This window comes from Microcoleus sp. w2-18bC1, assembly GCF_036700365.1.
Taxonomy (GTDB): Bacteria; Cyanobacteriota; Cyanobacteriia; order Cyanobacteriales; family Microcoleaceae; genus Microcoleus.
The window spans coordinates 79,104-91,932 of record NZ_JAUBOS010000014.1 but is presented as its reverse complement, the minus strand read 5'-3'; the positions used below and the strand labels follow the sequence as shown (position 1 = coordinate 91,932).

General features: G+C 43.5%; 5 protein-coding genes. 2 read left to right on the top strand and 3 right to left on the bottom strand.

Going from position 1 to position 12,829, the window contains the following annotated elements; genetic code table 11:
* Positions 1 to 80: 80 nt before the first annotated feature.
* Complete coding sequence (locus tag QT979_RS11045; protein WP_333309852.1) at positions 81 to 644, top strand: Uma2 family endonuclease; 564 nt, start codon at positions 81 to 83, stop codon at positions 642 to 644.
* A 63-nt stretch (positions 645 to 707) separates the two neighbouring features.
* On the opposite strand, the gene QT979_RS11040 is transcribed toward QT979_RS11045, so the two are convergent.
* The 3 genes from QT979_RS11040 to QT979_RS11030 all read right to left on the bottom strand — a co-directional run bounded on the left by QT979_RS11040 (position 708) and on the right by QT979_RS11030 (position 10,117).
* Entirely contained in the window at positions 708 to 5,903 is a 5,196-nt protein-coding gene (locus QT979_RS11040) for a PAS domain S-box protein (RefSeq protein WP_333209283.1), read from the bottom strand.
* A 419-nt stretch (positions 5,904 to 6,322) separates the two neighbouring features.
* On the bottom strand, positions 6,323 to 7,615 hold the full coding sequence (locus tag QT979_RS11035) for an ATP-binding protein (protein WP_333209282.1): 1,293 nt from the start codon (positions 7,613 to 7,615) through the stop codon (positions 6,323 to 6,325).
* 183 nt (positions 7,616 to 7,798) lie between these two features.
* Complete coding sequence (locus QT979_RS11030) at positions 7,799 to 10,117, bottom strand: tetratricopeptide repeat protein (RefSeq protein WP_333309849.1); 2,319 nt, start codon at positions 10,115 to 10,117, stop codon at positions 7,799 to 7,801.
* 160 nt (positions 10,118 to 10,277) lie between these two features.
* Between QT979_RS11030 and QT979_RS11025 the strand changes: the two genes are divergently transcribed.
* Positions 10,278 to 12,824 carry a glycosyltransferase gene (locus QT979_RS11025; protein WP_333309846.1) on the top strand — a complete coding sequence of 849 codons (2,547 nt, stop codon included), beginning with the start codon at positions 10,278 to 10,280 and terminating at the stop codon, positions 12,822 to 12,824.
* The last annotated feature ends 5 nt before the right edge of the window (positions 12,825 to 12,829 follow it).

Sequence of the window (12,829 nt, the reverse complement as noted above, 5' to 3'; positions counted from 1 at the left end):
GTAAGTGGATCGCCGATCGCACGAGTCCGGGACTTTTGGGTAAAATAGCAGATGAAACTCTATTTTATAGGTAAAATTGGATGGTACAAACCCTGCCAAAATCTTTGACACTCCAAGAGTTTCTGAAGTTGCCAGAAACCAAACCAGCCAGCGAGTACATTGACGGTGAAATCATTCAAAAACCGATGCCTCAAGGAGAACATAGTGTCATTCAAGGCGAGTTGACAAGCGCTGCTAATACTGCTCTTAAACCTCAAAAGGTGGCGCGAGCATTTCCAGAACTACGGTGCATTTTTGGCGGTCGAGCGATCGTTCCCAACGTGACTGTATTCACTTGGGAGCGCATTCCCCGTAAAGAAAATGGTGGTGTGGCAAATGTGTTTGCGATCGCCCCGGATTGGACAATTGAAATCCTCTCCCCCGACCAAAGCCAAACTAAAGTTACTAAAAATATTTTACATTGTCTCAAGCACGGAACTCAAATGGGTTGGTTAATCGATCCAGAGGAGCGATCGGTTTTTGTATATCGGCCGACTCAATCAACGGAGGTATTTGACGAACCGGAACAGTTATTGCCCATGCCATCTTTTGCCAGGGAATTGCAACTGACAGTAGGAGAATTATTTGGTTGGCTATTAGAGTGATATCATGTCCTATCGAGCGATCGCACATGATATCACTACTGACTACTGACCACTGACTACTGACTACTGACCATCGATATATTGCTTTAAAGTATTCCGAATTTGTTTGAGCTGAAATCCCTTAGCAAGTTGGCGCAGCTTCGAGACAAACGGCATTAAATTAGGTTCTAAACTCTCCAGCTTAGCACTCTCATCAAAAATTTCTTCAATGTCGCCCATAGCTGCGAGTTTCAAAAGTTTTACTACCGACTCAGAAGCTGCAGGTAACAGAGAAGAATAAGCAGGAAAATCAGAGGCTGGTGACAAACTGGGATGTTTGCGCTTTTTGTTTTCCGAAGATTCCCCATAAATCCATTCTAGTCCCAAACGCACGCGCAACTGTTCCAAAAAGTGATTTGCTTCGATCGGTTTGGGAAGAAAAGCATCGTACCCTGCGAGGATGCTATCTTGCTGCGTAGCCTCGAAAACGCTAGCTGACATAGCGATTAACACAACATCTTTTACTTCCTGCAACTGCCGCAGTCTTCTTGCCGTTTCTAAGCCATCCATTACAGGCATCCGCAAGTCCATTAAAATGATATCTGGTTGAAATTCAACTGTTTTGCAGAGGCATTCTTGACCGTTTTGGGCCTCTGCAACCTCAAACCCCAAACGCAGCAGCAGCCTGCACAACAAATCGCGATCCAGTTGATTGTCATCCACGATTAGCACTTTCTGCTTGTTGCCAACAAAACCGACAAGCCAGCGTTTTTCCTGCAAAGGAGACACCTCTAAGTACCGTTTAGCTGCTGGCAATTCTAAATCTACCCAAAAAGTGCTGCCTTTTCCCAAAGTGCTGTGCACGCGAATTTCGCTACCCATTAGTTTCGCTAATTTCTGGCTAATCGAGAGTCCGAGACCTGTACCTTCAACAAACGTATTGCCTCCTACTTGGTGGAATGGCAAAAATATTTCTTCTAACTTGCTTTCGTCTATTCCCATGCCGGTATCCTCGACTTGAAAGCGGATTTTTAAAGCGTGTTTGGCTGCGATCGGATTGTGGGCGAAGCGCATATAATTTTCTTTCAGTTCCGAACTCAAAGTCGAGAACTCATAATTTTCTTCTTGCCCTCGACTCCAGGCCCCTGTGCCGACATAGCCGACTTTGAAAGTCACACCGCCGCTGTTAGTAAATTTAACGGCATTGCTGAGTAAATTTATGAGAATTTGGCGCAATCTTTTTGGATCGACACGAACGCCGCTAGGCAGGGGAGAGACTTGTTCGTAATGGAATAAAATTTCTTTTTGAGACGCCCGCATCTGAAAGAGATCAGCAAGGTTTTTCGTAAAATTTAGAAAATTTAACTCTTCCGGGTAGAGTTCCATTTTTCTAGCTTCAATTTTGGAAAGATCTAAAACATCGTCGATTAACATCAGCAGGTGTTGACCGCACTGTTGAATATTGCTGAGACTTTCTTGGTGATCAGAGCTTAAGTCTTTGTCGGTTTTGAGGATTTGAGTGTAACCTAAAACGCCGTTTAAAGGCGTGCGTAGTTCATGGCTCATATTCGCAAGAAATTCGCTTTTGGCGCGGTTGGCGCTTTCAGCAGCTAATGCAGCTTGTTGGAGGGCAGATTCTGCAAGTTTGCGATCGACAATTTCCGTTTTTGCTTGTTGAAATAGCGTCGATTGCTGGATCGCGATCGCCAATTGCACGCACAATTGCCGGAGAGATTCTATTTCTGAGGAATCCCAGGAACGGGGGCCACTGCAATCGTGAGCGATCAGGAGTCCCCAGAGCTGATTTTCTGCCGTCGGTTGGACTTGGGAAATGCTTTCTCGTGCTTGTAAAATTGGCACTATTAAGTTAGCTTTAACTTCAAATTTTTCTAGGAATTTAATGTGACATTCACTCATATTTTCCGCGTAAATATCTTCTATAGCGCGAATATTTCCTTGCTGGTAAATATCAACAAATTTATCTCTAAAACACGTATCCAAATAGTCAAAATCTTGCAGCGAAACTATATCTTTGGCTACAGATTCGACAACTACAATACCGCTCCAGTCGGGATTAAAGCGGTAAATAACTGTGCGGTCTGTTTGCAAAAATTGCCGCACTTGTTCGACAGCAGTTGTCAGGACTTCTTCTAAATTTAGGGAGGAGCGAATGCGATCGAGCATGGCAACTACCAGCCGTTCTCGCCTTAATTGCTGCTGCAGGGCGATCTCCGCTTGTTTGCGTTCGGTGATGTCGGTAATTACTCCCACTAACCCGATTAAATGACCAGTTTCATCTTTAATGGCGTCGGCGCGAAATAAAGTTGTTACCAGTTTGTTGTTTTTAGTGTTGATTTTGAGTTCGCCTTGCCAAGATTTGCCTTTACGGATCGTTTTAAACATTTCTAGCAGCACATTACTTTGGGGGTAAATTGCTGTTAATCCGCCTGCTGTGTTTAGTTCTTCTGCGGTGTAGCCGTACTGTTGAACAAAAGCTTGATTGTGGTAGAGCGATCGCCCTGTCAAGTCAGCAATGCCGATCGCATCGCTGGTGCTTTCCACCGCTTGAGTAACTCGCAGCAAATCTAATTCTGCTTGTTTGCGATCGCTAATATCAGTAATAGTGCCGATATAGCCTTTAATTTCCTGCTTGTCTCCGATTTCTGCAATTGCCTGACCGATCACCCAGATTACCCGACCGTCTGGACGCTGAAAGCGGTATTCTGATTTAAAAGGAATTTTCTCAAAAATTGCTAGATGCCATTCATTTTTTACTCGCTCGACATCATCGGGGTGTATGGCATTCATCCAGCCTATTTCTGCTGCTACTCCTGGGTTTAATCCCGTAATTTCGCTCCACCGTTTATTCACATAAAGGCAATTTCCCAAGGTATCGGTATGGAATATGCAAACTGGCGATGCTTCTGCTAAAGTTTGGTAGCGACGCTGGCTCGATCGCAGGGCAGATTCTACCTGTTTTCTATTAGTTATATCGCGGACTATAGAAATTATTTCGCCACCGACAAGCATGGTCAGCGACAATTCTTGAGGGAACTTAGTACCGTCACGGCGCTCACCGATAGCTTCTATATTGCAGTACCCATTTTGCAGGAGCATCGGCATTATTTGTAGTTCAAAAAATAAATTTTCTGCTTTGCTGTAGAGCATTTTCCATTGCTTCCCATACAGTTCGCTAGGGCTAGCCAAGCCGTACATTTTGAGATAAGCGTCGTTGGAATAAATACATTCTTTATTGTTATTAAAAATGGCGATGCCGTCATAAGCAGCGGCCATTGCTACTGATTGTCGCTGGAGTTGGGACTCTGCTTGTTTACGAGAGGTAATGTCGTGACCGACTGAGTAGATTAAACCTTCTTCGCTAAATGGCGATGCCGTCCACAGGAAGTATTTGTAAGAACCGTCTTTGCAGATGTAGCGGTTTTCAAAGGAGATACTGGACGAACCCGCAATTAGTTTGGCTCCTTCCGCTGCGGTAGCTTTTCGATCGTCTGGATGAACAAATTCGATCATTGGCTTGGCAAACAATTCACTAATACTGTAGCCTAAAGCTGTTGACCAAGCTGGGTTTAAACGTTTAAAATGACCGTCAAAACCTACAATACAAAGCAAGTCTAAGGATATGGTAAAAAAACGATCGCGCTCTGTTTGTGCCTGCTTTAATTCAGTGATATCCATCACTAAACCGTCCCAGAGAATATCGCCTGCGCTGCCAGATTTGCTCTCATTAGTGAGCCTTTCTGGTCTCGCAGCTCCTTGCAGCCACTTAACTTTTCCAGATGGTAAAGTCTGCCGCCACTGCTGCTGCCAAGGTTCCAGCGTAGTGGCTGAAATTGCGATCGATGCTTTTAAATCTAAGAGATCGTCTGGGTGAATTCCGCTGGAAATCAGTTCCGCATTTTGCTCTATTGCTTCTGCCTCTAATTCGTAGAGTTGCCGGCTGCCTGAAGAGATGTAGGGGAAAGACATTTTTCCAGTGGCTGACATTCGTAATTGATAAATTATTCCCGGCAGATTAGCTACCAATTTTTGAAAGCGAGCTTCGCTTTGTTCCAGGGCTTTTTGTTGCTGCCTATATGCGGTAAAATCTCTAATTGTACCGACTATTACTTTACTACCATCTGCTATTTGGAAGACGCTTTTTTTTGTAGAAATTATGTGTTCTTTCCCTGCCGAGTCTGTAAATTTTTCTTCGGTTTCCAAGCAGATACCAGTTGTCAATACTTCTTCATCTTTTGTCCAAAAAACAGCAGCTTCTGATTGGGGAAAAAAGTCATAATCTGATTTGCCGATCAGTTCTTGCCGGGATTGGCCGACCAACTGACAAAAAGCATCATTTAATATCATCCAGCGGTGTTGCTCATCTTTGACGAAAATTGGGTCTGGCGTAGCATTTATGGTGTGGTTTAAAAATTCTTCTGACGCTTTCAGTTTGGCTTCGTAGCGGTAGCGATCGCTCACGTCCAACACTACTTCGATTATCCGGTCGATAGACCCGTCCAGGCGACGGATGCAGCGCCGGGAAACTCGCGTGTGAACTATTCCGCCGTTTTTTCTGAGCCACCTTTTGTCTAAGATGTAACCGTCGAGCCTACCTGCTAACATCTGAGAAAAATTTTCACAATTAGCCTCCAAATCTTCTGGATGAGTCAACTCTAGCCAATTCTTTTGCACGAGTTCGTAGCGCTCATAGCCCAGCAAATTGCACAGGGCATCGTTAACTTCTATCCAGTGGCAATTTAGAGGAATTTCGCTGTCAATAATTGGAGCGATGATGGCAATGCCGATCAGGGAATTTTCCACCACCGAGCGATATTTTTCTTCACTTTTTCGCAAAGCATCTTGACTGTTCTGGCGTTCTATGGCGTAACGGAGCGATCGAATTAACAGTTCGCTGTCAATTTTTCTTTTTACCAAATAATCCTGTACGCCGACCGCAATCAACCGCAGGGCAAGTTCTTCGTCGTTTTGGGCGGTCAGAACTACGATCGGCACATTTACCCCGTACTCTTGTACCCGAGCTACCGTCTCGATTCCCAGACTATCAGGCAATGAAAGGTCTAATAAAATTATGTCAAAAGTTTCTTGATTCAATCGCTGCTGCGCTTCGCTGAGACGCTCTACTTTCGTCAGCACTATACGCTGCGAGCCACCTATTTCTGACAGCAAATCTTCAATCAGCTCAGCTTCATGAGGGTTGTCTTCTACTAACAGAACTTTAAAGCAGATAGGAGGCAAAGCTAAGTTAAAAACTGCTTTCATAATATTTATTAATCAAGAAAATAATCAAGAAAATGTTAAACTAACTTGAATTCTACCTTTTATTTTCAGGGCAGTCATTCAATTGCACGTACACATACATTGACCGTCAGATTAGGGAGGGTAAGCAAGCGCTACAAAAATTTTGTTTAATAATTAAAATTATATCACGCACCAACTAGACTGTCAACGGAAAATAATTTTTATTATAACTGGGCATTTATACCAATTAAAAAAATGCAACTATAGCCCATATCCACACCCCGATAGTCACATTTTTCCCAATTCTTTACTGCTTTCATCGGCCATATTCAATAGTATTACCTTCTAGATTATATCTTCTAGGTTAGGATTTAGAATATAGAAAGTAATTAATTTTACCTCCCTTATAGCTTATAGCTGTGGCCGAAGTTATGTCTCAATTAAGCGAGAGTAAAGTAAAAAGTTGAACCTTGATCCGGTTCCGATTTTACCCAGATACATCCGCCGTGAAGTTCCACAATTTTTTGACAAATTGCTAAACCAATACCTGTCCCAGAATATTCTCTTTGAGTGTGCAAGCGCTGGAAAATTTGAAAGATACGTTTTTGATGCTGGGGAGCAATCCCAATTCCATTATCTGAGACATAAATTAACCAGTTTTCCTCCTGTTTACAAGCGGCAATATGAACCACAGGCGGTGCATCGTGGCGATATTTAATCGCATTGCTGACTAAATTTTGAAATAGCTGTACGAGTTGAGAACTATCCCCCATTACCGTTGGTAATTCGCTGTAGGTGACAACGGCTTTATTCTCGCGGATTGCCCCTTGCAGGTTCGCGAGTGCTTGCTCGACTGCATGATTGCAATCTGTCAGTTCAAAAGGTTTCCGACTCCGGCCAACGCGCGAATATTCGAGTAAATCGTCAATTAAAGTTTGCATTCGGGTGCAACCCTGAACGATATTGCCGATAAACTTACTACCTTGGCTGTCGAGTTGGTCTTTGTAGCGTTTTTCTAAAAGTTGAGCGTAACTAGCAATGGTTGCTAAAGGCGCTTGCAAGTCATGAGAAGCCACATAAGCAAATTGTTCTAGTTCTGCATTTGAACGCGCCAATTCTTGGTTAGATTTTAATAAAGCAGATTCGGCGCGCTGGCGGTGGGATATCTCTTGTTGGAGTACCAAATTTTGCTCTTGCAGAGCTTTTTCAACAGCGCGACGGGTGCTGATTTCTTGTTGCAAGATTTGGTTTTTTTCCTGAAGAGTTTTTTCCACTGCTAAGCGGCTCGTGATTTCTTCTTGCAGCAGCATATTTTGTTCTTTTAGCTGCTTTTGTAAATTCCGCAGGCTAAGGTGACTTTCGATGCGGGCGAGCACTTCTTCAAACTGAAATGGCTTGCTGATATAGTCAACAGCTCCCACAGCAAATGCGTTTACTTTGTCAAAAACTTCATCTTTAGCGCTGATAAAAATTACCGGGATTTCGCGAGTTTTAGGCTCTACTTTCAAGTGCTGACAAACTTCATAACCGTTCATTTCCGGCATCATTATGTCGAGCAAAATCAAATCTGGTGGATTAGAATTGCAGGCTCTCAAAGCCATTTTTCCGTTAATCACGCAGCGGGGGGTGTATCCCCTCTGAGTCAACATCGTAGACAACAGACGCAGGTTTTCTGCTGTATCGTCTACTACTAAAATGTTTCCTAACGGCGTCCCTGGTTGCTGATTGTTCATTGATTATTTCCCAGTTCCTGTTTTATTCACAAAAAATGTTGGCAGCTATTTTATTTAGGACTTACGGAAAACACCCGGTTTCTAGTAGGAATATTGGGGAAAGAAAACGAGGAATCCGCTCATAAACCGGGTGTTTAGCCGTTTGTGCACAAGCAAGTCCTCTTATTATTCGTTTAGCAATCCTCAAATCCCCAGCAGCAGAGTCAGAGCATTATTGCTCCAAGTCAATCCTTTGTCTAAAACTTTAAATCCCGCGACTTCGCACATAGCTTCTAAAGCAGTAGCTGTAGGCAGCCACCAGCACGCCGCAAAATTGTTCATGTCAAAAACTGCTTTCTCAGTTATCCCTATAAGTGGGTTGTTGTTGATGTATAGCTGCCAATAAGCTGTTAAAATAGCTCGTTCGGCGTCGTCCAAAGCGGGAATAAACATTACTCCAGAAGGGGGAAGTTCATAGCGTCCTAACTCATTCTCTATAACTTCTTGGGTAATAGCTGAAGTGAAAACTAAATGCTCGCGAGTTATCTGACGCAAGGCAACTAAAATCTGCAACGGATGGGGGTGATGGTACAAAACTCCTGCACAGTGAACTACATCGTAAGGTTCGCCAATGTCTGCAAGTTGAATCTGAGTGATATCTTGATTGATACAGTGATAATTAGCAATATTTAAACTTGTCATCCGATCGTGAAAATCTTGCCACCAGTTAAGGGATGCCGGCATGGCATCAATCATTGTCAGAGAAACTGCACCGTATTTGCTAGCTACGGATACTTTTTCGCTGACAGTTCCCCACAAGCCGCCGACTTCTGCAAAAGTCTTGCCTTTGACTACTCGGGCAATGTAGCGATCGCGAATATCCTTAGCCTCTAACTCTAATAATAGAGTAGATTCCCCTGTTTGACGCTGTTTTTCTAAAATCTCCTCTAATTTTGGGGATATTTCTGGATCTTTTGGTCTAATTTCTAATGCCATCAAGTACAACATTATGGCTTCGTTAAGCCGATCACTCTCAGCAAACTTTTGAGCGATTTCGCAGTAAAATTCAGGAGCGTGCGGCGGCTGCATTTCGTGGTGATAGTAGCTAGTTGCTACATCTGAATCTACCGGAGTTCTTTTAATTAGAGCCGCACCTAATTTTATGTAAATTCCCGGTAGAGACCGCTCGATTTGAATCGCACAAAGGTAGGCGGAAACAGCATCGTTCCATGCGTGACTTTCACTAAAAGCATCGCCTAAATTGTAATAAGACCAAGAAATAGTGGGATTAAGTTCTATAGCACGTTGGTAAGCGGTAGCTGCGGCTTTCCACTGTTGGGTTTTTAACAGCACTTCTCCTAAATTGTGGTAAGTCCAAGAGAATTCTGGATCGAGTGCGATCGCCCGCCGATAAGCGAGTGTTGCGCCTGCAAACTTTTGAAGTTTAACTAAAGTCAAAGCTAAGTTATAATGAGACCAAAATAAATCTGCATTTAGTGCGATCGCCCGTTCGTATGCAGCCTCAGCTTCTGACCACTTTTCTAGCTTAAAAAGTGCATCTCCTAACTTGTGAAAAGCTGCGAAAAAATTTGGGTCTACTTCAGTAGCGTGCTGGTAAGCTGCGGCGGATTCAGACCATTCTTCTAATCGATCGCAAGCTGCACCGATGCTGTAGTAAGACCAAGAAAAACCCGGGTTAATTTCAACAGCCGTGCGGTAGGCTATCGCAGCTTCTTCCCATTTTTCTAAATTGAGCAGCACGCTGCCTAAGTTGTAGTATGACAAAAAAGAATTGGGATTTAAATCAATACTTTTTCGGTAGGCAGCCTCCGCTTCGCGCCAGAGTTCCTTAGCTTGCAAAACATTGCCTAGTTTGTAATGAAACTCCGAAATCTCCGGCTGGAGTTGAATAGCTTTGCGGTAGTTAACGATAGCTTCGTCCCACTGCTTTAGCTCGCTAGCCGCTTCGGCTATTTTGCAATAAGCTTCGCAAAAGCTGGGGTTTAAATAAATCGTGCGGTGGTAACAAGTCAGCGCTTTATCTGGCTTATTTTGGGCAAGCAAAGTATTACCTAAATCGAGATATTCTTCTGCTATTTCTATCGGTTCCACGATTAGTGCTTGATACCAACAGTCTGCTGCTTCTTCAGCTTGACCGACTTGGGTAAATATCCGGCTCAAATTACGGTAAAATCCTGCAAAGTTTGGTTGCAGGGAGATGGCTTTTTGGTAACAGGCGATCGCCTCTTGCCACTGTTCCAAAGTAGCGGAGAGAGTGCCTAGGTTAGCAAAAGCTTCGGCAAAATCCGGTTGGTGGGCGATCGCAACTTTATACCAATACCTTGCGTCTTCTAGTTTACCCTGAGCTTGCAGCGCTTTCCCCAAGGTCTTGCAAGTCTCTGCAGAGTTGGGTTCAGATGCCAAAACTTGTTGGCAAAGTGCGATCGCCCGATCGAAGTTGCCTGTAGCTAAATAAAGTTCTGCCTGTTGCTGAAAATTCACCTGCGCGGTTTCCGAATTCATTTTTTATTTTCCTTTTGAGTTATCATTCCATGTAAAATTATATGCTACACTTTGCCAAAGTTCAAGTTTTTGTAAGTAGAGCAACCGAACACAGAATAATAATGAATGTCCGCCACATTAATCTAAACTAGATAATCATAGGTTAACAGCGAGCTAAATAATGTCAACAGCTACTCAAACACCGCAATTAAGCGTAATTATACCTGTATATAATGGCGATCGCTACATCGTACAAGCGGTTGAAAGCACCCTAGGTCAAACTTTTACTAATTTGGAGATTATAGTTGTAGACGATGGTTCCACAGATCGCACGCAGCAAGTATTGCAGCCTTATTTTGACAGAATTCGCTACATATACCAGGAAAATCAAGGAGTAGCAGCCGCCAGAAATATTGCTTGCCAACTAGCACAAGGGGAGTTTTTAGCCTTTCTAGATGCCGATGACTATTTCCGGCCATCCAAGCTAGAGAAACAACTAGCTTGCTTTGACGCTGAACCCACCTTAGATATGGTGCAAACAGGTTGGGTTATCGTCGATGAAACCGGGCGAGAGATTTCTGCTGTCAAGCCTTGGCAGCAAGCATCTAAATTAGATTTAGAAAGCTTTATTCTATATAAATGCGTGCGACCGAGTGCGATGATGCTGCGCCGAAAGTGGTGGGAAAAATTGGGCGGTTTCGATTCTCAGTTGCCACTAGCAGAAGATTTAGACTTTGCCTTGCGTTTAGCTTTAAAGGGGTGCAAAGCAGTTTGGTTAGAAGAGACACTTACCTGTTATCGCCAGCACAATTCTAATCTCATGTCAAGCGGTTTTCGCGTAATGAAGGATATAGAAATTGTGATGAAAAAATTCTTCGCTCGACCCGATTTGCCTCAGTCAATCCGGCAGTTAAAAAACTCAGAACGCTATCAATGCTTAAAGTGGCTGGCATGGCGGATGTATCGCGACGGTCATCTAACAGAGATGGCCCAGTGTTTAGAAGAGTCATTGCAATATACGCCTTTTTCGCCCACAAAAACAGTCTTGAATTGGCTGGAAAGTTTTCAGATGGCTTCTGAAGAATATGGTGAAAACTTTGACGCTTATTCGCTGAGTAACTTAGCCCAATGGCAAGAGATAATTTTGATGGTGATGACTAATCCACCCCAATCTCAACAGAGTTCTATTCCCACACCTTCAAAAAGGCAAGCCCACATTCTACTCTACAACACCGACGATCCGGGTGTGGGAGGATTAGCGCAATACAATCATGCCATTCTCTGTCAGTTAGCCTTATTAGGGTATCGAGTCACTTGCGTGCAAACCAAATATTCTAGCCCCTTGCTTGAGCGAGAACGAGAGTTAGGTATAGAGCACTTGTGGCTGGATTTTAGTGGCCATAAAGATTTACAGCGGGTGTTAAGAAATACTCAGGATGCACGAGAGCTTTTTGCTAGCAATCAACCGGATATGATTATTTTTAGCGATGGTTGGCCATTTTCCAATTTTGCAGCTAAACAGGTAGTTATTGAAATGGGAATACCATACATGATGGTGATGGGATTAGTTATGCCAGAACACGCAACTTTTGCCTGCGGGGATGTATTGCCTTATGTAGAAGGAGTGCTCTACCACTGCCTGCAAGCTAGAGCATTGATTGTTGGCGCTTACGAACATTTGAATTTATTGTGCCAACATTTCAAGTTGCCGAAAGAGCGAGGACAAGTGATTTACTTGGGGCGTTCTCCTGAATATTTTGCACCTCCTAATGCTGCGGCTCGTCAACGCCTGCGACAAGAAATAGGAATTCCTGAAGATGCGATTGTCTGTTTCACATCGGCTCGATTGGCATCGATTAAAGGGCATCGATATCAGATCGAAGCAATCAAGCAGTTGCAGCAGTCTCCTGTGTGGTCTAAACTGTATTTTGTCTGGGCAGGAACTGGTGAGGGAAGCGCTGACAATGTAGAAATAGAATTGAGGGAAACTATTAAAGAGTTAGGGGTGAGCGATCGCGTGAAGGCGATCGGACAGCGCTGGGATATCCTAGATTGGCTGGATGCTAGCGACATATTCATTTTAACTTCTCTAGCAGATGCAGCGCCTTCTTTTTCAGTAATGGAAGCGATGGCTAAGGGATTGCCGGTAGTTGCAACGGCTGTCGGCGGTATTCCTGAAGGGCTTGCCGAGACTGGGAAATTGTTGCCAGATCCGAATACCGATCCAGAGGGAACCGCGAGGGAATTGGCGAAAACTGTAGAATCTTGGGCAATGAATCCAGAATTACGCCATCAAATCGGTCAAGCTTGCAAGCAGCGGGCCGAGCAAGTGTTTAAAGAGGAACGGATGTTGGCAGAGTCGATGGAGGCGATCGAAAAAGCTTTAGTTTGCGATGATCGCCAAACAGATCCCTTTGTTACTAAAAAAGAGGTGCAGAGGTCAATAGCGAAAATAGAAAACCTGGTCAACTACAGCTCTTTAGTATGGAAGGCTTGGCAGGCTTACTGTGAAAAAGATCAAAGCGAAATGCAGAAGTCGCTTAAAGAATCTTTAAAATACACACCTTTTTTGAATACAGAAACGCTATTAAACTGGGTAGAATATTTTGGCAATTTTTCGTCAGCTAAAGGGCATACTTTAGATACATATTCTCTAATTAATTCAGGAGAATGGCAACAATTAGTCGAGGAAATACAGGGAGTTGAATCTGTATTTTATACAGGTTAAAATAC